Genomic DNA, 21,693 nt, shown 5'->3' on the forward strand with positions numbered 1-21,693 from the left:
CCGGACAGCGGCGTGCGGGTAGGGACGACTATGGGCGGCCGGGAGGCCCGCTCGCCATCCTCCACGCGATCCGAATCACGTATCCGGCTCATCCACGGCATGGATGAGCCGCCGACCCGATCCCCGACCGGCAGCAGGTACTCGGTCAACCCGGTACCGGTCATCCTGGCCGATCGGTCACATGCGGCACCGGGGCACCGGGCCGATCGGCCACGCTCAGCCGGGCCTGGGGGAATCGACCATCCGCATCTCGCCCGGATCGTTGGCGTGGCGTCCGGCGGATCTCCACGATGACGGTGAACGCCCCCGCGGCACCCGGCGTCGCCGAGACGAAGCGGCAGCCGGCCACCCGGCCAGGCCTGCGCTCGGGCACGGGCCCATGGCCTGGACGGGACCGCCGCCTCCCCCGCATGTCCCCCTTCGCTCTGCTCTGCCTGCTCTTCCTGACGTAACGCCCGGAAGGACGATCGTGAACAGCAACCTGTTCGCACCTTCAGCCTCCGCGAGGCCTTCGCCGCGCGGGTGGCGACGCATTCCGGAGCGGGACGTGCCGACAGTCCACGGCGCCGGTGCCAGGGGCCCGGCCATCGTCCTGCGCGTGGGCCCGCGCGCCCAACGCCTGCCGGGTGCCGGCGGACGGGTACGGCATCGCCCCGTACGACGCCGTTCCCGTCGTACCGGCGTCGCCGGCCTCCCTGCGTGCCGGCACGACGCGCTGCCGGCCGCCTCGACGGCGACTGCGACTGCGACTGCCCGCACGTGGTCCGGGCCCGGGTCATCGGTCGGTGGACGCACGCCTGCTGCGCCTGGTTCCTCAGCATGGCGCGGTACGGAGCCCGGGCCCGCGGCGCGGCGGAACGGCCCTTGGCCACCGGGCGACAGGTGCACGAACCCGCAGCGGCCACCCTCCTGATCACCGTCAACCGGCAGCATCGGCTGCGTTCACGGAGAGAGCAGTCATGACCTCAGGGCTCGCAACAGCACTCACCTCCGAACGGGTCAACAGGGCAGTGGTCCTCGCCGCCTGGCAGGCCCTCTCCTCCCAGCGGGGCGACGGTTCCTGGGTCTCGGACCCGGACCCCCGGATCACCGAGACCGCGCTCGTGGCCCTCTCGCTCGCCCGCGCCGCGCACCCCGGCGCCCCCGACGCCACGACCGCGGCCCTCGGCTGGCTGCGCGGTGCCGAACCCCAGGCGCACCACCCCGCCGCCCTGGCGGTCGAAACCGCCCTGCGGTCGCTGGCACTGGGCGACGGAGCCCCCGTCGACCTGCGTCACCCCTCCTTCGCCCAGCCCGCGCACGCGGCGCGGGCCCGCCTGCTGGAGGTGGTGGCCCTGCACACCGGCCGGGAAACCGTCGGCGGTGCCCCGGCCCGGCTGCGGGCGTCACTGAACGACGGCTGGGCGCACACCGGCCGCCTCAAGCGCTGGACCCGAGTGGAACTCTGGTCCGCGCACGCCCTGGTGGAGGCCCACTTCGACAACGGGGAACGGGCCAGGCAGGCGGCCCACCGCATCGCCGGGGAACAGTCACCCGCCGGCGACTTCTTCGGCAACCCGGTCAGTACCGGGCTCGCCCTGCTGGCCCTGCGGGCGGGTGATCCCGAGGGCGCGGCGGCCCGGCGCTGCACCGAGTACCTGCTGAACAGCCAGTTCCCCGACGGCACCTGGCGCTTCGCCTCCAGCGACGTCTGGGACACCACCCTGATGATGCGGGTCTTCCGGGGCGAGCCGGTCTTCGACCGCCATGCCCTGCCGCGCGCGGTGGCCTTCCTCGTCGCGGCGCAGAATCCCGACGGCGGCTGGCCGTTCCGCGCCCGTGTCGAGTCCGACAACGACACCACCAGCGCGGCCCTGATCGCGCTGCGGAACACCGCCGTCCCCGCGAAGACACTCGGTGGCGGCCTGAACCACCTGGCCGAACAGCGACTGGCCGACGGGCTGTGGCGCACTTGGCAGTCCGCCGGAGACCCGCCCGTCGAGGATGTCGTCGCCCATGTGGTCACCGCCCTGGACCTGCACGCGGACAGGCATGTCATCGCCCGGGACGAGGCCCGCGGCTGGCTGGAGGAGAGATACCGGCGCGACGGACGCTGGCACGCCTCCTGGTACCACGGATTGCCCTACGCCACCGCCGAGGTGCTGGCCGCACTCGCGCCCCAGGGCGACGATCCGCACGACGCGGCCCTGGCACTGGCCGAGACACAGAACCCGGACGGCGGCTGGCCTGCCGAGGCCGGCGAGACCAGTTCCCCGGCCGCGACCGGTCTGGCGCTGGCCGCTCTGGAGACCGGGGGCGTCCTGGACAGGGAGCGCTGGGCGGCCGGTCTCGACCACCTCACCACCTCGCAGCGCCCCGACGGGACCTGGCCGGGGCAGCCGATGATGTACGGTCCCCGGCCGCTGCTCACCCACTACCAGACCCACACCCAGGCGTTCGCCGCCATGGGTCTGTTCGCCGGCCGCCGCTACCTGCGCACCCAGGGAGACATCTGAGATGGGCCTCGCCTCCCCGAACGCCGCGTTGGTCGTGCCCGTGGCGCGCGGCCACCGTCCGCTGACCGGCCACGGCCGACAGCTCAACTCCGACGCACTCACCTTCATGCGGCACCTGCGCGCGTACGGCCCCATGGTGCGGATCTCCGTCGGTCCGCGCCCGGTCTACGTGGTCAACTCGCCCGAACTCATCCGCGAGGTGCTCGCCACCCAGGCCCGGGGATTCGACAAAGGGGCGATGTTCGACACCCTACGGGGGCCGCTCGGCGACGGGCTCACCACCTCCGCCGCGGACTTCCACCGCCGCCAGCGCCGGCTGATCCAGCCCGGCTTCCACCACGAACGGATCGAGCGCTACACGGACATCATGTCCGAGCGGTCCGCCGTACGGGCCGCCGCCTGGCGACCCGGCACGGTCCTCGATCTGGTGCCGGAGATCAACCGCCTCACCATGGACATCCTGCTGCGCACCCTGTTCGCCGCCGACCCCGGACCCGAACTGCACGCCGCCGTCAAGGACTGGCTCTCCGTCAAGTACCGGTCGATGAAGCTGGCCCTCTCACCGTTGCAGGCGTGGGCGGAACGCATCCCCCTGCTGCCGCGCTGGCGTCCGCCGGACGGCGGGCCGCTCGACCGGCTGCGGGCCGCCCAGCAACGGATCATCGACGACTACCGGGCCGACGGCGACGACCGGGGCGACCTGCTGTCGATGCTGCTGCTGGCGGACGGCCCGGACGGCTCCATGACCGACGCCCAGGTCGCCGACGAGCTGATCACCCTCTTCCTCAGCGGCACCGGCACGATCAGCGCCGCCATGGCCTACGCGGCCCACGAGGTCTCGCGCCGTCCCGAGGTCCAGACCCGGCTGCAGGACGAGGTGGACACCGTTCTGGGGGAACGCCCACCCGGCTTCAAGGATCTGCGCTCCTTGCCGTACACCCGGCAGATCCTCACGGAGACGCTGCGCCTGTACCCGGTCTCCTGGCTCTCCATGCGCCGCACGATCCAGCCGCTCACCCTCGGCGGCGCGCAACTGCCCGCCGGAACGGACGTGTTCTTCTCCCCCTACGCACTGCACCGCGACGCCGAACTGTACGAGGACCCCGACCGCTTCGCCCCCGAGCGCTGGACGGGCGGCGCCCCCAGACCGGCACGCGGTACCTACCTGCCCTTCGGCGCGGGCAACCGCCTCTGCGTCGGCGAGGAGTTCGCCTGGGCCGAACTCACCATCGCCCTGGCCTGCTTCGCGAGCCGCTGGCAGTGGGCACCGGCCCCCGGGCAACCCGTGCGGACCCTGGTCGGCACCGTGATCCGCCCGGACCGGGTCCTCGTGACGCTCACCCCGCGCCGGGCCGGCCGGCCGTGAATCCGACCCACGCGAAGGAAGGACCGGCAGGGATGAGGGACAGCGTGGACGAAGCGACGGGCGACGTCCCCCTCCACGGCCGCGTGGCCATGGTGACGGGAGGGGCTTCGGGCATCGGGGCCGCCTGCGCCCGGCTGCTGGCCGCACGGGGCGCCCCGGTCCTGGTCACCGATCTGGACGAGAAGGGTGCGGTCCGGGTCGCCGAGGAGATCACCGCCGCCGGCGGCCGGGCACGGGCACGGCGACTGGACGTCACCGACCCCGACGCGGTGGGGCAGGCGGTCTCCGAGGCGACGGACCTGGGCGGCGGACTGCGGATCGCCGTCAACAGCGCGGGCATCAACGGCGCGCTCAGACCGCTCGCGGAATACCCCCTCGCGGAGTTCGACGCCGTACTCAAGGTGAACCTCCACGGCGTCTTCCACGCGCTGCGCCACCAGCTCCCGGCGATGGCCGCGGCGGGCGGCGGTGTGATCGTCAACCTGGCGTCGATCGCCGCCCACTCGGGGTTCCGCGGTCACGGGGCGTACTCCGCCGCCAAGCAGGGCGTCCTCGCGCTGACCCGCACCGCGGCACGGGAGTACGCCGGCTCGGGCATCCGGGTGCTCTCCGTCTCTCCGGGCCTGGTGGAGACACCGCTGGTGGCCGCCCTCCCCGCGGGGGCCACGGACGGCCTGCTCGACGCCGTCCCGCTGCGGCGGCCGGCACGACCCGACGAGGTCGCCCGCCTGATCGCCTACCTGGCCTCCGACGAAGCCGCCTACCTCACCGGGAGCGACCACGTCATCGACGGCGGATACCTGGCCAAGTGAGAAGGCGGCTGCCTGGCCGCAGGAGACGGAAACGAGAGACCGCAGCAGGAGTGGACGGGAGACGCGAAGTGGGACTCAGCGGCGGGACGGGCGGCGACGGCCGGACGTACGGCACGCACCCGGTCGCCGCAGGCGAGCTCGGTGAGCAGCCGACCGATGTGGGCTCGGCCCCCTCCCTCGCTCAGATGCAGGGCACGCCCGATCTCGATGTTCGTCAGACCCTGCGCGACGACCGCCGGCACCTCCCGCTCCCGCGGGGCCGGGCCACCCGTCACCGTCCCGTACGTCCGGGGAGAAGACCGCCCGCCGATGACACACACCATGTCCGCAGCAAGGGAGACCAGCCCGTGGGATCGACACCCGACCTTCCCGGCGTCCTCGTCATCGGCGCCGAGCACGTGGCCGGATGAGCACCGGGACCTCGCCCCGGGTGGGCGCCGCCGCCGGCCATCCGCCGCAGGAGATCCTTCGCATCGCGGACAACTGCTCCGCCGCCATGCGGAACATGACCGTTCTCGACACCTGGGTACGCGGACTCGAACTGCCGGTGGATCCGGCTCTCGTGCCGTTGATGTGCCTCCAGACCGCGTTCTTCACCCCGTGGCTGCCCACCGGACACTGCTACCAGGTCTCCCAACTCACCATGTGGCTCATGGCGTTGGACAACGTGCTGGACGATCCCGGCGCGGACCCCGGCCGACTCGCCTCCCGGGTCGACGACTGGCGCCGGATCGTCGAGGGCGGTCCCGCCGGTTCGGGGGATCCGATGGAGGTCGCCCTGACGGAGATCAGCGCGAACCTGCATCGCGCCGGGCGCCCCGACCTGCTGGCGTTCTGGCGGGACAGCATGCACCAGACCCTGACCGGCATGTGGCTCGAACGAGAGGCCGCCGAGGCGGCCGGCCGCGGTGAACTCCCGCGGCTCGACAGCTACCTGCTCTACGGCTCCTGGTCCATCGGCGTGGAGCAGCAACTGGCCGCTATGTGGGCGCTGATGGACGAGCCCGACCTGCCCCGGCGGCTCCCCGTCCTGCGCGGCGCGCTGCGGCACGCCGCGAAGGCCGTCCGGCTCGTCAACGATCTCCGCGGCCACCGGCGCGAGCGGGCCGACGGGCAGGTGGACGCCCTGGCCATCGGCCTCAGCGAGGACCAGGCGCGCCGCGCCGCCGCCGAGAGCTTCGAGGACTGCCGCCTGGAACTGGCCCCGCTCACCGCGACCGCGTACGGCCCGGCCGTGGCACTGGAACGGGTGCTGCTCTGGCACACCCGCATGTACGAGCACTTCGACCCGGTCCGCCCACGGCAGGAGGGCACCGAGTCGCTCACGGCAGAGAAGCCCACAACGAGGAGAACCCGAGAGATGGTTGCAGAAGAGCAGATCCTGGACGTCATCGCCGCCGGCGGTGAGTGCGACAACGCCACCCTGGAACGGATCTTCGACCGGCTGCAGCCGGTCGACGCGGGCTTCCTCAGGGGAACATGGAAAGGCGGCTGGTTCGAGCGGGGCACGGAGAACGCCGGTCTCATGGAGCAGATGCGGTGGTACGGGAAGCGCTTCGTGAGCGAGGAGCACGTGGAGCCCCTGCTGTGCACCCGCGAGGACGGGACCGTCTACTCCTTCGAGGAGATGGGGCTCGCGACCATCCGTCAGGTCGTCTTCCGCGGCGAGCCGTCGGCGGCGATGGTCTACGACCAGCTGCCGATCGTGGACCACTTCCGCCGGCTCACCGACGACGTGATGCTCGCGGTCATGGACAAGAAGGGGGATCCGACGGACTTCTACTTCCACCTCACCCGGGTCCCCGACCCCACCGGTGACGCGACCGCCGCGACCACCGGGACCACCGCGACCGCCGCGGTGCTCCGCTCCGCCGACGGCGACTACTCGCTGGAGGAGGTCCGACTGGCCGAGCCCGGCCCCGGCGAACTGCGGGTGAAGATCGCCGGGGTGGGGCTGTGCCACACGGAGCAGATGGCCCGCTCCGAGATGTACGCGGCGGTGCTGCCGATGGTGCTCGGGCACGAGGGCGCCGGAGTGGTGGAGGAGGTCGGCGAGGGAGTGACCGGCATCAGGCCCGGCGACCACGTGGTGCTCTCCTTCGACTCCTGCGGCGCCTGCGCCAACTGCCGTGCGGGGCACCCGTCCTGCTGTGACACCTTCACTGCGCGCAACATGCTCGGGGCCCGTCCGGACGGCTCCACGACGATGCGCGACAGCGAGGGGAAGCCGATCGCCGCACGCTGGTTCGGCCAGTCCTCCCTCGCCACGCACGCCATCGCCACGGCCCGCAACACGGTCGTCGTCGATCCCGCGCTGCCGCTGGAGAAGCTCGGACCTCTGGCGTGCGGCGTGCAGACCGGCGCGGGCGCGGTGCTGCGCGCACTGCGGGTCGGGGCGGGGTCGGGCCTCGTGGTGCTCGGCGTCGGGTCGGTCGGTCTGTCCGCGGTGATGGCGGCCCGGGTGGCGGGCGCCGCGAGGGTCATCGCCGTCGACCTCAACGACGAACGGCTTTCCCTGGCCCGCGAGTTCGGCGCCACCGACACCGTGCGCGGCGACGTGCCGGACCTGACCGAGCAGATCCAGAAGGCGGCCGGCGGCGGCGTCCAGTTCGGCCTGGACACCACCGGGGTCCCGTCGGTCATCTCCGCCGGGATCGCCGCCCTGCGGACCACCGGCACCATGGGGCTGGTCGGCGTGCTGAACGGCCTCCTGGAACTCGACGCCCTGGCGCTCGGCACCGGCAAGACGCTGATGGGCATCGTCGAGGGCGACTCGGTGCCGCAGGACTTCGTCCCCGAGCTGATCGCCCTCTGGCAGCAGGGCCGCTTCCCGTTCGACCGGCTGATCAGGACCTACCCACTGAGCAGGATCGACGAAGCCGAGCAGGACATGCTGGCGGGCCGGGTCGTCAAGCCCGTCCTGGTCCCCTAGGGCGAACAGCACGCCGTGGCGCGGCGTGGCGAACTCGGACTCGATCCTGTTCACCCGTGAGCCAGGGAGCGCGAGCGTGGTGTCAGGACACCTGCCGAGCCTGAACTCTCCGGACCGCCGCCGGATCCGCGTCCGTGGACGCCGACGCGGTGGCGGGCTCGCCGGGGCCTGACCCGCGGCTTCGCCGGGAGTTCGCGCGGTGGCCGAGGGCGGACAGAAGCGGACTGGTCATCAGCGTCGTGATGACGGCCATCAGCACCAGGACGGTGAACAGGCGCTTGTGGATGATGCCCGAGGCCAGGCCGAGGTTGAGGGCGATGAGTTCGGTCAGGCCGCGCGTGTTGAGCAGGACGGCGACGGTCGCGCTCGCCTGCCTGGGCAGGCCGCCGACGCGGGCACCGAGGTATCCGCCGCCGAGCTTGCCCGCGCAGGCGACGGCGCAGAGCACGGCGAGGAGCACGAAGTCGTCGAGGCGCAGTGATCCGACGTCGAGGGCGAGGCCGGTGGTGACGAAGAACAGGGGGAGGAAGAGGTGTTCGACCGCGTGGATGGCGGCGGTCAGGAAGGGGACGGGGGCGCGACCGGAGCTCGGAACCGAGTCCGGCTCGGGGCCTTCGTGCAGGTGGGGCATGGCGGCACCGGCGAGCAGGCCGCCGAAGACGGCGTGCAGCCCGAGGGCCGTGGTAGCCGCTGCCGCCCCCGCGGCGAGGGCGAACGCGACGGGCAGGTGATACGGCACCGTGACGGAGCTGCGCATCCAACGGCGCAGCAGGGGCCGGACGACGCCGAGCAGCGCAGCGGCGAGCGCGAGCAGCAGGACGATCCGCAGGCCCACCTCCTTTGCGCCCGAGTGCCGGCCGGCCGTGGTTCCGGCGCCGAGCGTGATCGCCGCGAGGGCGAACCAGGCCACCGCGTCCATCAGGCCCGCCGAGGCCAGCGCCACGGTGCCCGCGCGCGTGCCGTCGAGACCGCGGTCCCGGACGATCGCGGCGAGCACCGGAAGCGCGGTGATGGCGACGGCCAGCGCCATGAAGAGGACGAACGTGCCACTGCCGGCAGCCGTTTCCCCGGCGGAGCCGAACCCGGTGCGCCCCAGCACGGCCGTGGCGGCGCCGAGGCCCATCGGCACCGCCAGTGCGCCGACCGTGACCGTGACCACGGCGCGGCCGGCCGCCTGGCGGCGATGCGCGGTCAGTTCGTGTCCGACGGAGAACATGAAGACCGTCACCGCGACCTGCCCGAGCATGGCGAGGAACGGCAGGACGTGCGCCGGGAACAGGCTCGCGGCCGGATCACCGGGCAGTCGGCCCAGCAGGCTCGGGCCGAGCGCGATCCCGGCCAGGATCTGTCCGATCACCGGGGGCTGCCGCAGTGCGCGTGCCGCCGCGCCGAACAGCGCGCACGTGAACGCCGCCACGGCGATCGCGGCGAGAACAGCGGCAGTCGTCGAGTCGTCGGGCATCCTGGTCCTGCCTCCTTCGGTGGGTACCGCGCATGTCGTCGCCGGCCCGGCCGCCGGAACCGGTGGGGTCAGTCCGTCATGACGGCGTGGTGGCGGTGGGCGGGAGTGCCTCGGCGGATACCTCGGCCGCGCCGCCGTCGGGGACCGGCACCGGCACCGGGCGGCGGCCTGAGAAACGGTGGCGGACCTTGCGTACCGCCGTGTCCGCCGCGTCCAGTGCGTATCCGTACGCGAGAATGCCGATGACCCCGTGCGTACGCAGGTTGAGCACCCACTTGAGGCGGGTGTTGACGCTCATCGGGATCCGGTGCACGAGGGGGCGCCGGGCCGAGGGGCGCCGCAGCGCCGCGGGCGCGATCTGGTCGAGCGGGGAGACGTCCACGACGCCTTTCGCACCGGCCGTGAAAACGCGCCACAGCCGCGGCAGCGGACGCGCGATCGAGATCTGGCAGTGGAAGCCGGGGACCTCGCTGCCGTGCTCCAGCCGCCACCGCGCCCGCTCGGCGATCTTCCGTTGCAGGTGTGACTGGACGCGTTGCACCGTCTCCGGCGGCAGCCAGGCCCACGGCTGGGACCTGCTGTAGAAGAGGCGCTTGCTCAGCCGCTGGCGCAACCGCCGTTCGCGCGGGCCCTCGCGCTTCGTCTCGCCGTCGGTGCGCACGAGCCAGGTCGCGAAGTCCGAGCGCGCGGTTCCGGTCGACCAGAGCACGACCAGGTCCATCAGATGCGTGAGCAGGAAGTAGCGCGGGTCCTGGATGGCGGGCGTGAACTTCTCACGCAGCATGTTGCGGATCATCAGCCAGTCCTGCCGCGCGTTGCGGTTGATCCGGTCGATGTACGCGTGATCGAGTGTGCCGTCGTGCACGTCCGCCTCGATGACGTTCGTGAGGTGCCACAGCTGCTGGCAGGACAGGCCGATGCCCTGGCTGTAGTAGGCGTCGATGATCGAGGAGGAGTCCCCCACCATGCCGTAGCCGTGCGGGTGGACGAACGTGTCGGTCAGGTACTGGGTGTTGCGGTACATCCGGAACTCCAGCAGCCGCTCCTCGGTGAGCACCTCGCGCAGCACCGGGTAGCGGTCGATCAGGCCGAAGAACTTCTCGCGGGGCGTCCCGCCCGGCAGCGGGGTGCGCTGGTCGAAGATCACGCCGACGCTGATGCGGTCCTTGGAGAGGCGGATGACCCAGATCCAGTAGCCCTCGCCCCAGAGGTGGACGGTGTACTTGTCACGCGGGGTCGATCCGCCGTTCGGGTCTCGGTACTCCCAGACCGGTGCGAACTGCTCGTCGGTGATGTCGTTGAACTGGCCCCAGATCGAGGTGGTCTGGAATCCGTCCGCGGCGATGACCTCCTTCTCGACGGCGTGGCCGAACTTGCGGGCGAGCATCCGGTTGCGTCCCGAGCAGTCCACGATCCAGTCGGCGACGACCTCCCCGGTGTTCGAGGCGTCGTGGTCGGCCCAGGACACGGTGTTCGGAGCATCGGCCTCGACGTGTACGTCCACGACGCGCGCGCTGTCGAGGAAGCGGATGTGCGGGTGCGCACGTACCGTGGCGCGGATCTCGTCCTCGGCTTCGGGCCGGACGATCTGCTGGTCCACGGCCAGGCAGCGGAACCACAGCTTGTCCTCGGCGCTCTGGAAGAGGTAGTGGTCCCGGTGGTCCTCCGACTGCCGGGTGAGGGTGTGCTCGCTGAGGGGCGCGATGCTCCATTCGCTGCGCGGGGCGAAGGTCTCGGCGCCTTCCATGCCCTCGGTGAACCAGACGCCGAGTTTGACGAAGCACTCCTCGTCGAGGAAGGTGTCGAGCCGGCCGATGGTGCGTGGCAGCGCCGTGGAGACCAGGAACGACTCGCCGACCTTGAAGCTGCGTTTCTGGTGGACGATGTCGTCGATCAGCACGACGTCGATGCCGCGTTGGGCCAGTGACAGGGCGGTGAACATGCCGATCAGCCCGGCCCCGACGACCACGGCCTCCGCCCGCTCGGGCGCCTGCGGCGCGCTCACAGCCGACCGCCCAGGAGGTCGAGGGCACGGCGGGTGTCCCCGTCGAAGGCGTCACGGACCGGCAACCAGCGCTCCAGCGCGCGCACCGCGGCGTCGGCGAGGTCGCCCGGGAGACCTTCCTCGCGCAGGGCGTCGGCACACTGCGTGAGCTCGGGCCCCCACCGCCAGGCGCGGGACGCGACGCTGGACAGCATTCCGTCTTCGAGTACTTCGGTCAGAGGTGAACGGGTTATCAACGATGCCTCCCTGACAAGGGGTTCGATGACGCCGTGGGCGTCTGCGTATGCGAATGCGATACCTGCCAACACGTATGCGACTTTCTGATACGTGGCATAGGACGTCTTGAGGGCCGAGGCGGCACCGAGCGAACCGCCGGTGTCCAGCACTCGAATCCCTGTTCCGTCGAAAAGCGAGATGATCCGCGTGACATCGTCCCTTTCGCCGGCGAGGTGCAGCCGGGCGCCCGGAGCGTCCTGGAGGCAGGGGCCGATGACGCTGCCGTCCACGACGCGGATGTCCGCCGCCGAGAGTTTTCCGGCCAGTTCGAGCAGCACCGCGCGGGTCGTGCCGTTGGCGTCCAGGAACAGTCCCCGGAATCCGGACTCGGCGACCGCCGCGGCGACCTGCTGCGCACCGTGCGGCGGGCAGATCGAGACGATCACGTCACTCCGGGCCGTGAGCTGCGCGAGGTCGTCCACCGCTGCCAGGCCGAACTCCTCGGCCCGCCGCGCCGTGGCGGCGCTTCGGCCCGCTCGGCACCAGAGCACCTGGTGGCCCGCTCCGGCCAGCGCGCCACCGAACCCGCCGCCCATCCGGCCGGGGTGCAGCAGGCCGACCGTCGCGGCTTCGGCATGGCTCATCCGTGACCTCCTTCGGGGCTGAAATCCCTTGCAGCCAGCTGTACATGACGTGAATACAGAATTCGAGAAACTGCAACTTTCGGATACCCGAAAGCGCGCGCGGACCGGAAATTCGGCCACAGATTCGGGGGATCCCTGGCCGGGCCCGACGCCGCCGCTAGCCTCGAATCGCGTCAGCTGCCCACGAACGTGACAGCAGCTCGAGTTACTCCAGGATTCAGAAGGGGAGAACATGTCGAACGACTTCGGATCCACCCTCACCCGCGGTGCGTCACGGGCCCGCCGGTACCTCGTCGACAACGGCCTGCCTTACAGCGACGAGATCGAACTCAAGGCGTCCGGAGTGGAGTTCGCGGACGGCGGGCACTACGGCGTCGAGATCCCTGTCGTCAACAGTTTCAAGGTGCTCGACGCGACGCTCCGCATGCTGCAGGCCGAGGAGTTGCCGGTCACCCGGTTCAACGAGACGCTCGGCGCGATGCTGCTGTCCGACTCCGAGGTCACGGACATGCTCGACCTGTGCCGGGAGAACGGCGTCGGGATGCTGTTCGCGCTCGGCCCGCGCCCGGAGTACGACCGCAAGGCGGCCTTCTACCGCGGCGGATTCGGTGCCTCCCAGGGCCGGCGGATCAACAACAACGACGCGATCGCGCAGAGCGTCGAGGAGGCGTACCGGCTGACCGAGCTGGGCTGCCGAGGCCTGATCGCGTACGACCTCGGGGTCATCAGGCTGCTGTCGGACATGCGCGCCGCCGGTGAACTGCCCGCCGACCTCATGCTCAAGGCGTCCTCGCACTGCATCGTGTCGAACCCCATGACCTCGCGGATATACGCGGAGAACGGCGCGGACAGCGTCACCACGACCCATGACCTCGGGCTCGGGGTGCTCCAGGAGATCCGGCAGGGCTCCCCGCGGCTGACCATCGATCTGCCGACGGACGTCTACGGCAGCAAGGGCGGCTTCATCCGCTTCTACGAGGTGCCCGAACTGGTGCAGATCTGCTCGCCGATGATGCTGAAGATCGGGGCGAGCGCCCAGTCCCACCCGCACGACCCGGTCAACGAGAACACCATCCGCCAGCGCGTCCAGCGCGTCGCGCTGTGCCTGGAGTACCTGGCCAAGTCGGGGATCGAGGCGAAGTACATCAGCGACCTGTCACCGCAGCGCTGCGTGCCCGCACCGGTATGAGGCTGGTCGACGCGCAGGTCCACATCTGGGGCGCCGACACACCAACCCGGCCGTGGCCGGCCGGTGGTGCGGCGGCCGCCCACCGCGCCACTCCGGTCACGGTACGCGAGACCCTCGCGGTGCTGGACGCCGCCGGGATCCACCGTGCGGTTCTCGTGCCGCCGTCCTGGGAAGGCGACCGCAACGATCTGGCCTGGGCGGCCGCGGAGCGGCATCCCGACCGGCTGGCGGTGATGGGCCGGATCCCACTGACCGGCCCCGCGAACGCGGCGGCGCTGGCCCGCTGGCGGGACCGCCCGGGCAGTCTGGGCATCCGCCTCACGCTGCACCGCGACCCGTGGCGGACCCGGTTCCGGGCCGGCGACCTGGACTGGTTCTGGACCGCCGCGAACGCCGCCGCGCTGCCGGTCATGGTCTACGCGCCCGGCATGAGCACCGCGCTGGGCGAGGTCGCCCGGCGCTTCCCGGACCTGCGCCTGGTCGTCGACCATCTGGCCGTGCCGGTGGACGCCAAAGCCCCCGAGGCGTTCGCACACCTGACGGACCTGATCGCGCTCGCGCGGCATCCGCGGGTCGCGGTCAAGGCGACGGCGGTGCCCTGCCATTCCCGGCTGCCGTTCCCGTTCCGCGACCTCCACGCGCCCTTGGAGCGGGTGTTCGACGCGTTCGGCCCGCGCCGGGTGTTCTGGGGCAGCGACTGGACCCGCCTGCCGTGCCCCTACCGCGAGAACATCGAGCTGTTCACCGACGCCCTGCCGTTCCTGAGCACGGCCGACCTCCGATGGGTCATGGGAGACGCGGTCCTGGAATGGCTGGACTGGCCGGCCGGTCCGCTCGGGAGTGCGCCGCCCGCGCCGGAAGACCGGGCTTGACGGGGATGGAGCCGCATGGCTCATGGGCAGACCGGGTCGGCCGCGAGGCCCTGGGTGAGTCCGGCGTCCTGGGCGATGAGAGCGGCACGCACCCGGTTCCCGCAGTCGAGCTTGGTCAGCAGACGGCTGATGTGAGCCTTCACGCCCCCTTCGCTCAGGTGCAGCGCGCGTCCGATCTCACTGTTCGCCATCCCCTGGGCCACCAGCGCCAGGACCTCGCACTCCCGGTGGGTGAGGCCACGGATGAGTTCACGCGCCCGCTCGACCCGCTCGGTGTCGATTCGGGCGACGCTGTCGAGGACGCGCTTGGCGGCCTCCGGGTACAGGACCGCTCCGCCCGTCGCCGCCACCCGTACCGCTGCGACCAGGTCCTGCGGGTTGCCGCTCTTGAGCAGGCAGCCTGCGACTCCGGCCCGCAGGATGCGGTCGAGGTGGCTGCCGCCGGGCGAGGACGCGAGCACCACCACGGCCGTCGAAGGGGAGAGCCGGCGCACGGCGCGCGTGACCCGGGCCCCGTGCGTGCCCGCCATGCCGCTGTCGATGAGCAGCACGCCGAGCTGGTGGCGCAGTGTCATCTCGATCACGGCGCCCGCGTCACCCGTGTCCGCGACGACGTTGATTCCGTGGGCCCGTTCGAGCGCCGCCCGGATGCCGCCGCGTACCAGGACCTCGTGGTCGGCTATACCGACCACGACTGCGGCTTCGGCGCCCGGGACGATGCCGTCGGCCGGTACGCCGGGGGACGGCGCCGCCCGCCGAGCGGCGGGGGCGGTGGTCCGGACGTCCCGGACGGTGGCCGGCCTCGTGACGTTGACCGGGCTGAACGGCCACTCGGTCCGGGGCAGAGGTTGTGCCATGTCGACTCCTCACGAACGCATGGTGCGCCGGACAGCGCTCCCGGCGGCGCTGCCGGTCTCTGCCCGCTCGAACGGGACGTACCTCGATGCGTGGGTCACGGACATCGTGATCACCGGGGCACCGCCCGATGCGGGTCCCGCTGTCGACACGGCCGGAACACGAGATCGGTTCGGTCGGAAGGGCACGATTTCCGCCCCCGGTCCGCGTGGTGGGCGTTCTGGGCCGGCGTCAGTCTGCCGTCGGCGGCCCTTCTCCCGGTCACGGCTCAGACCCGGACGCGCAGTTCACGCATGCCACGCAGGCCCGTGCGCCGACGCCAGCGGGGCTCTGCGGCGAGTTCGGGGCGTCGGTGGCGGCGCAGCAGGGCGGTGAAGGCGATGGTCGCTTCCATACGGGCGAGCGGTGCGCCGACGCAGAAGTGCGCGCCGCCGCTCAGCGCCAGATGCCGGTTGTCCCGGCGCGTGACGTCGAACCGGTCCGGGTCCGGGAACCTCTCCGGGTCCCGGTTCGCCGCGCCCAGGCTCAGCACCAGGCGGCTGCCGCGCGGCACCCGTACCCCGTGTACTTCCAGTTCGGTCAGCGCACGCCTGCCCACGGCCTGGGCGGGGCCGTCGTAGCGCAGCATCTCCTCGACCGCCGACGGCACCAGGGCGGTCCCGGAGGAGGACCGCAGCAACTCCAGCTGGCCGGGGTGGCGCAGCAGCGCGAGCATGCCGTTGGCGATCATGTTGGCGGTGGTCTCGTGTCCGGCGACCACCAGGAGGGCGGCGGTGGAGAGCAGTTCGTCGGAGGTCAGTCGGTCGCCCTCGGCCTCGGCGCGGATCAGCCCGCTGAGGATGTCGTCGCCCGGGGCGCGCCGGCGCTCGGCGGCCAGGCCGCTGAAGTACTCCACGATCCGCCGCCGCCCGCGCAGTCCCCTCGCCACCGTCTGCGGGGTGACGACGGGGTCGACGAGGTGGGCCATGTCCTCCGACCAGTCCCGGACGTCGTCGCGGTCGTCCTCGGGCACGCCGAGCATCTCGCAGATGACCTCCAGGGGCAGCGGATAGGCGAAGTCCGCGACGAAGTCGCCCTCCTCCCCCGGCGCCCACCGGTCGAGGAGCCGGTCGGTGATCCGCTCGATCCGACCGTGGAGGTGGGCGATGGAACGCGGGGTGAAGACCTTGTTGACCAGCGCGCGCAGCCTGGTGTGGCCGGGCGGGTCCATGAGGATCATGGAGGGGGTGTCGCCGCCGGCCATCCGCTCGGTCTGCGCCCCGCCCGTTCTCCCGCTCTCCTCCGCCCCACCGCCGGTCCCGTCGTCCGCGCCGAGCCGGGGATCGCGCAGCAGTGCGTGCACGTCCCGGTGGCGGGTGAGGAACCAGAAGCCCGGTGGGTTCCAGTGCAGGGGATCGGTCTCGCGCAGGGCGCGGTAGAGCGGATACGGGTCGGCCTGGACGGCGGGGTCGCTCGGGTCGTAGTGGAGGACGGTGGCCGTCCGCTGTCCCGTGCTCATCCGGCCCGCCCCAGACCGATCCGGGTGGCCTCGGCGACGGCCGCCAGGTGCGGGCGCATGAAGAGGGTGAAGTGGTTGCCGGTGACCGTGATGACGCTCAGGTCGCCGAGTTCGACGGTGTCCCAGCCGTTCGGCGCCTCGAAGTGCATCGGGACGCGGTGGTCCTCCCGGGCCAGCGGGGCGAATCCGGCCTCCGGTTTCACCAGGACCACCGAGAGGTCCGAGGGCCCGGGCTCGTACAGGGCGAAGGCGCGCAGGCCGGCCTGGTAGGTGGCGACCAGGTTGACGAGGTGCGACTCGTACGTCTCCGGGTCGCGGGCGCCGAGTGCGCGGGCGATCCGCGCGCCCTGGTCGCCGAGCGGCCGGGACCGGTCGACGCCGCATCCGCAGGTGTCCAGGGCGAGGCAGACCATGTGCCGCAGGGCGAGGAGTTCCTCGACGGCCCGCAGGTCGTCGTCGGCGGGGGCGCCCCGGCCGGGCAGCGGGACGTAGGTGTCGTAGAGGACGACCCGGTGGACCGGCTCGCCGCGTTCGCGCAGCAGCCGGGCCGCTTCGTAGGCGACCATCCCGCCGAAGGAGTGCCCGCCGAGGAGGTACGGGCCGTGCGGCTGGACGCGCTGGATCTCGTCGGCGAAGAGGGCCGCGAGTTCCTCCATGTCGTCCAGGGGCTCCTCCTTGCCGTCCAGGCCCGGGATCTCGAAGGCGTGGCAGGCACGGCCGTCGCCGAGCGCGCGGGCCAGCGAGGTCAGGTAGAGCGAGGAGCCGCCGAGTCCGCCGACGCAGAAGAAGGGCCGGGGGGTGTTGAGGGGGACGAGGTGGGTGGCGGGCGGGATGTCGTCCGCTGTGTGGGGTTCGGGTTCCGCGAGGAACCGGGCCGCGGCGTCGATGGTGGGAACCTCCAGGAAGAGGGTGTGCGGGATGCGGTAGCCCAGCCAGTCGGAGAGCCGGGCCTGCAGGGCCGCCACGGACAGCGATGCCAGGGCGTACTCCTCCAGCGGCCGACTGGCGTCCAACTCGGCTGCGCTCACTCGAAGTTCGGCTGCGATGTGGGTGACCAGCCAGTCGCGTACGGCGGTCACGGACGGCCCGGCGGCGGACTCGGCGGCGGTCGCGGCGCTGTCGGGGGCGGTGCGGGTGCGGGCCGGGGCCGCGAAGTGCCGGCGGGCCAGCTCCTGGGCCTGGGCGACCACGCACTCGACCAGTTCGAAGGAGGGCAGGCCGCCCGCGTAGTAGGTGTGGTGACGGCCCTGCAGCGCCTCCAGGCGGTCCAGGGCGCCGTCCCGCAGGTCGTCGGTACCGAAGTACGGCATGAACGCCCACGCACGCCGCAGGTGCACCTCCTCCAGGCGGCCGCCCAGGGCCGCGACGTCCTCGCGCAGCAGTGCGGCTACGTCGTCGGGGCGGCCGTAGGAGTAGAAGGTGCGGATGTCGCTGTCCTCGTGGCGGTGGTGGTAGGCGACGCAGTGGCCGGTGGCGGCACGGCTGTCGTTGTGCTGTTTCAGGAAGTGGAAGGCTGCGTCGGGCAGGCCGGAGGCGGTGGCGACGGTGGTGTGGTACGCGCGGTCCCGGATCCGGGCGGCGAGCGCGCGCTCCTCGTCGGTGGCGTCCAGGAACGGCAGGGCCCGGTCCAGGGAGACGGTGAGCACCAGGTCGTCCGCCTCGATCGACTCCGTTGCCGTGCACACCCGTACACCGCCCGGATGCCGTTGGACGGACTCGACGCGCGCCCCGAGCCGCAGGTCCCGCAGTTCCTCGGCGGCCCGCCGCCACAGGGTGGCGAAGCCGCCCTTGACGGTGAACGCGCCCGGGTGGCCGAGGAGTTCGGGCTTGTTGCCGAGCAGCCCGGTCATCTCGGCGTACTTGACGAAGTAGAGGGCGGGCAGGTCGTCGTCGAGGTAGCCGTAGCCGGCCGCCGTGCAGCCGGTGCCGAAGGACGCGGCCATGGCTTCCAGACCGTGTTCGGCGAGCCACTCCCGCACGGGGGCGGCGAGGGCCTTCGCGGAGTGCGCGAGGCCGGGTTCGCCGATGTGCGGGAACTCGCGGGCGCGCAGCGCCTGGTAGCGGCGGAAGGTGTCCCTGCGGAAGAAGGAGGTGTCCTGCGGGGTGGTCGTGGCGCTGGGGACGTCGAGGATCCGGTAGGGCGTGGTCGGTTCGGTGGCCACGCCCAGTTCTGTGACGAGTTCGGCGACCCGCTCGTACCGGTTGGTGCAGATGTGGCCGCCGAGGTCGTAGGCGTGGCCGTCGATCGCCACGCTCTCGCACTTTCCGGCCACCGCGTCGGCGGCCTCCAGGACGGTGACCCGGTGTCCGGCCCGCTCCAGTTCGCGGGCGACGGTCAGGCCGCTCGGTCCGGCGCCCACCACCACGACCCGGCGGGGGCCCGTGGGGTTCGGCCGGACAGGCCTCAACAGCGCTGCCAGCTCAGGTGGTTGTGGTTCGCCGCGGCGGGCGTGGGAGGCGGCCCGGTAGACCAGCGCGCGCAGGTGGTTCAGGGAGGCGGTGGTGTGCGGGGAGCGGGCGAGGGCGATGCCCAGGTCGGGCGGGGCCAGGGCGGGGTCGAAGGCGGTCCGGTCGACGTCCTCGGCGTCGGCGGGGGTGTCCAGGCGCAGGTCGGCGAGGTCGAACCAGGGGCAGCGGTCCTCGGGCCAGGCGCGGGCCGGGTCGAGGGCGGTCTCCGTGGTGCCGGGGTCGCCGTCCAGGGGGTGGAGCTGGGCCTGGACGACGTTGCGGACGCCGGTGGTGCGCAGGCGCGTCTGCAGCTCGTCACGAAGGAGGGCGGGTTCGCGGGTGTCGCCGGCCGGGCGGGGGATCTCGTTCGGGGCGTCCGGCGGCCACCACAGGTCGCCGTGGTCGAAGTCGCCCCGCGCCAGGGGCTCCTGGACCGGGTGCACCCGGAAGCGGATGAGCCACTGACGGCCGTCCGCGGCGACGAAGCCCTGCGGCACCTGGGAGTAGAAGTCGTATGTGACATAGCACTGAGCCGTGCGGATGTTGTTCCAGATGACCGAGCGGACCGCGGGCCGCTCGCCGATGACGGCGGCGCGTTCCTCGGGGGTGCCGAAGGTGCGGCGGAAGATCTCGGCGGTGGAGGCGAAGAAGGTGGGGCCGGTGTTGAAGGTGAGGTCGAGGAGTCCGGTGTGGCCGGTGCCGTCCTCCAGGAGGCGGAGGGTGAGGCCCCGGACGGTCGGCTTCACGTCGTCGGTGCCGACGGAGTTGCTGTAGCGGGCGAGTACCGGGAAGCGGCGGCCGGGACGGAGGAAGCCGTGGGCGGGCAGGCGGGGGGCGTCGAGCACGGTGAGGGTGCCGCGGGCCGCGGTCGACGTGGCGTGGAAGAAGCGGTCGCGGCGGCCGGCGGAGGCCACGGTGAGCGCGGACAGGTCGATCAGGACGCGCCGGAAGTCGTCGTCGACGTCGTACAGGCGCGGGTCGTGGGGGCCGGTCGCGAGGACCAGGCCGCGCTCGGGGTTCATGAGGGTTCCTCGGTGGGCCGGCCGGCGGTGCCGGCCTCCTGTACCGACACCAGGAGGGTGCCGGTCTCGCGGTCGATCTCGCCGCTCAGCAGGGCCGCCTTGCACACCCGGCGGCGTACCTTGCCGCTGGTGGTCTTGCGGACCAGGCCGGGGCGGCCCAGCACGACGGTGTGGCAGTCGAGTTGGTGGTCGGCGTACACGAACTTGCGGACGGTGGCGCAGATCTCGGCGGCGAGGTCGGCGTCGATCCGCTTGCGGCCGGTCTCGGCGAACACGACGAGGCGTTCGGTGACGCCGTCGCCGGGGACGTCCCCGGGGAAGGTCTCGTCCGGGGCGAGGGCGAAGGCCACGACGCCGCCGGGACGCACGTCCGGATGGCACTCCCGGACGCTGTCCTCTATGTCGGAGGGGTAGACGTTGCGGCCCCGGATGATGATGAGGTCCTTGATCCGGCCGGTCATGAACAGCTGGCCTTCGCACAGGAAGCCGAGGTCGCCGGTGCGCAGGTACCCGGTCGGGTCGTCGTCGCCGGTGACGGTGGCGTGGAAGGTCTCGCGGGTCGCCTCGGGCCGGTTCCAGTAACCGGCGGCGGTGGTCGAGGACCGCACCCAGATCTCGCCGACCCGCGCGGGCGGGCAGGGGGCGCCGGTCTCGGGGTCGACGATCCGGATCCGGTCCCCCGGCTTGCTGGAGAAGCCGCAGCCGTAGTACTCGACGGACCGCCCGGGGTCGTACGGACTCTCCTCGACGGGGACCACGTCGCCCTCGACCGGGACCATACCGCTCTCGACTGGAACCACGTCGCCCCGGGCGAGGGCCTGTTTGTCGAGCCGCAGCACGCCCTGGCCGCGGTTGGTGACGCTCGCCGTGTTCTCGGCCAGGCCGTAGGCGCCGTAGAAGACGTCGGGACGGATCCCGGTGACGGCGAAGGCGTCGAGGAAGGCGCGGACGGTGCGGGTGCGGATCGGCTCGGCTGCGGTGACGGCCATCTCCAGGGCGGAGAGGTCCCAGCCGGCGCGCATCTCGGGGGTGGTCTTCCGGACCGCCAGTTCGTAGGCGAAGTTCGGCGCCGAGGTGATCGTGGCGCGGACCCGGGACATGACGTCGAGCCAGATCCAGGGCCGCTGGAGGAAGGTGAGCGGCGACAGGATGTGGGTCGCCGAGTTGCCGACGGCGGTGCTGAGGATGACGTTGATCAGGCCCATGTCGTGGTACTGGGGGAGCCAGAACACGCCCCTGGTGTCGTCGTCGAGACGCAGGTCGGTGACGTTGGCGGCGATCTCGTGGACGAGGTTGCCGTGGGTGACCATCACGCCCTTGGGGGTGCCGGTGGAGCCGGAGGTGTACTGGAGGAAGGCGGTCTCGCCCGGGTCGGCGGGCCGGTACCAGGCGTCGGGGTCGCAGGCGGCGCGGTTCCGGCGGGCGGGGCGGCGGTCGGTGCGGTACCAGGGGATGCCGGGCCAGGCCTGCTCGGAGCGGCCGAGCAGGCGGCCGACCGAGGCGGTCCGGCGGGTGCGGTCGAAGAGGCCGTTGGTGAGGGCGGCCTTGGCACCGGAGCTCTCGGCGATCGCGGTGAAGCCGGCCAGATCCCGGCTGAGCCGGAAGGGGTTCGGGGGGTAGACGGGCACGGGCAGCACGCCGGCCGCGAGGCAGCCCATGAAGGCCTTCACGAAGTCGAGCGAGGGCGGATAGACCAGCACCGCCCGGTCTCCGGGGGCCAGTCCCCATAAGGACAGGGAGCGGGCGACGTCGTCGACCGCTTCGGCGAGTTCCGAGGCCCGGAGGGGGAGGCCGACACCCCCTGTCGTCACCCAAAGTGCTGAGAATACGGCGCACAAAAAATAATTATTAAAAAACAAAACCACGTAGAACACCCA

At 72.1% G+C, this 21,693-nt stretch carries 14 protein-coding genes; 6 read left to right on the top strand and 8 right to left on the bottom strand.

The features are described from left to right. Window positions 1–959 precede the first annotated feature (959 nt). Genes ACFWPQ_RS21415 through ACFWPQ_RS21425 form a run of 3 tightly spaced genes read left to right on the top strand, consistent with a single transcriptional unit; the run spans window position 960 to window position 4,673 of the window. Entirely contained in the window at window positions 960–2,495 is a 1,536-nt protein-coding gene (locus tag ACFWPQ_RS21415; RefSeq protein WP_384036824.1) for a prenyltransferase/squalene oxidase repeat-containing protein, read from the top strand. Between the two features lies 1 nt (window position 2,496). Continuing rightward, window positions 2,497–3,861 carry a cytochrome P450 gene (locus ACFWPQ_RS21420; RefSeq protein WP_384036827.1) on the top strand — a complete coding sequence of 455 codons (1,365 nt, stop codon included), beginning with the start codon at window positions 2,497–2,499 and terminating at the stop codon, window positions 3,859–3,861. A gap of 32 nt (window positions 3,862–3,893) precedes the next feature. Further along, window positions 3,894–4,673, top strand: a complete 780-nt coding sequence (locus ACFWPQ_RS21425; protein ID WP_384036830.1) for an SDR family NAD(P)-dependent oxidoreductase — start codon at window positions 3,894–3,896, stop codon at window positions 4,671–4,673. Here ACFWPQ_RS21425 and ACFWPQ_RS21430 read toward each other — a convergent pair. Next, window positions 4,622–4,996 (bottom strand): helix-turn-helix transcriptional regulator, encoded by a 375-nt coding sequence (locus tag ACFWPQ_RS21430; RefSeq protein WP_384036833.1) that lies wholly within the window; start codon window positions 4,994–4,996, stop codon window positions 4,622–4,624. The two genes, ACFWPQ_RS21425 and ACFWPQ_RS21430, sit on opposite strands and share 52 nt — an antisense overlap. An 83-nt stretch (window positions 4,997–5,079) precedes the next feature. Between ACFWPQ_RS21430 and ACFWPQ_RS21435 the strand changes: the two genes are divergently transcribed. Next, window positions 5,080–7,605, top strand: a complete 2,526-nt coding sequence (locus ACFWPQ_RS21435; RefSeq protein WP_384036835.1) for a zinc-binding dehydrogenase — start codon at window positions 5,080–5,082, stop codon at window positions 7,603–7,605. An 82-nt stretch (window positions 7,606–7,687) separates the two neighbouring features. On the opposite strand, the gene ACFWPQ_RS21440 is transcribed toward ACFWPQ_RS21435, so the two are convergent. The 3 genes from ACFWPQ_RS21440 to ACFWPQ_RS21450 all read right to left on the bottom strand — a co-directional run bounded on the left by ACFWPQ_RS21440 (window position 7,688) and on the right by ACFWPQ_RS21450 (window position 11,932). Beyond that, on the bottom strand, window positions 7,688–9,067 hold the full coding sequence (locus tag ACFWPQ_RS21440) for a cation:proton antiporter (RefSeq protein WP_384036838.1): 1,380 nt from the start codon (window positions 9,065–9,067) through the stop codon (window positions 7,688–7,690). 76 nt (window positions 9,068–9,143) lie between these two features. Continuing rightward, window positions 9,144–11,072 (bottom strand): NAD(P)/FAD-dependent oxidoreductase, encoded by a 1,929-nt coding sequence (locus tag ACFWPQ_RS21445; protein ID WP_384036841.1) that lies wholly within the window; start codon window positions 11,070–11,072, stop codon window positions 9,144–9,146. Next, a complete protein-coding gene (locus ACFWPQ_RS21450) occupies window positions 11,069–11,932 on the bottom strand; it encodes a DUF1932 domain-containing protein (protein WP_384036843.1) in 864 nt (287 codons plus the stop codon). Before ACFWPQ_RS21450 ends, ACFWPQ_RS21445 begins: the two co-directional genes overlap by 4 nt. A 232-nt stretch (window positions 11,933–12,164) precedes the next feature. Between ACFWPQ_RS21450 and ACFWPQ_RS21455 the strand changes: the two genes are divergently transcribed. Together ACFWPQ_RS21455 and ACFWPQ_RS21460 are read left to right on the top strand one after the other, a co-directional pair. After that, window positions 12,165–13,121, top strand: a complete 957-nt coding sequence (locus ACFWPQ_RS21455; protein WP_384036846.1) for a hypothetical protein — start codon at window positions 12,165–12,167, stop codon at window positions 13,119–13,121. Further along, window positions 13,118–13,993 carry an amidohydrolase family protein gene (locus ACFWPQ_RS21460; protein WP_384036849.1) on the top strand — a complete coding sequence of 292 codons (876 nt, stop codon included), beginning with the start codon at window positions 13,118–13,120 and terminating at the stop codon, window positions 13,991–13,993. Before ACFWPQ_RS21455 ends, ACFWPQ_RS21460 begins: the two co-directional genes overlap by 4 nt. 20 nt (window positions 13,994–14,013) lie before the next feature. Here the strand turns inward: ACFWPQ_RS21460 and ACFWPQ_RS21465 are convergent, their stop codons facing one another. From ACFWPQ_RS21465 to ACFWPQ_RS21480, 4 genes are all read right to left on the bottom strand, one after another. Beyond that, a complete protein-coding gene (locus ACFWPQ_RS21465; RefSeq protein WP_384036852.1) occupies window positions 14,014–14,850 on the bottom strand; it encodes a LuxR C-terminal-related transcriptional regulator in 837 nt (278 codons plus the stop codon). A gap of 266 nt (window positions 14,851–15,116) precedes the next feature. Beyond that, a complete protein-coding gene (locus ACFWPQ_RS21470) occupies window positions 15,117–16,346 on the bottom strand; it encodes a cytochrome P450 (protein ID WP_384036855.1) in 1,230 nt (409 codons plus the stop codon). Further along, entirely contained in the window at window positions 16,343–19,816 is a 3,474-nt protein-coding gene (locus ACFWPQ_RS21475) for an alpha/beta fold hydrolase (RefSeq protein WP_384036857.1), read from the bottom strand. Before ACFWPQ_RS21475 ends, ACFWPQ_RS21470 begins: the two co-directional genes overlap by 4 nt. Beyond that, on the bottom strand, window positions 19,813–21,627 hold the full coding sequence (locus ACFWPQ_RS21480) for a fatty acyl-AMP ligase (RefSeq protein WP_384036860.1): 1,815 nt from the start codon (window positions 21,625–21,627) through the stop codon (window positions 19,813–19,815). The genes ACFWPQ_RS21475 and ACFWPQ_RS21480 overlap by 4 nt, the downstream gene beginning before the upstream one ends. Window positions 21,628–21,693: the final 66 nt, after the last annotated feature.

Origin of the sequence: Streptomyces sp. NPDC058464 (assembly GCF_042721035.1) — a bacterium.
Taxonomy (GTDB): domain Bacteria; phylum Actinomycetota; class Actinomycetes; order Streptomycetales; family Streptomycetaceae; genus Streptomyces.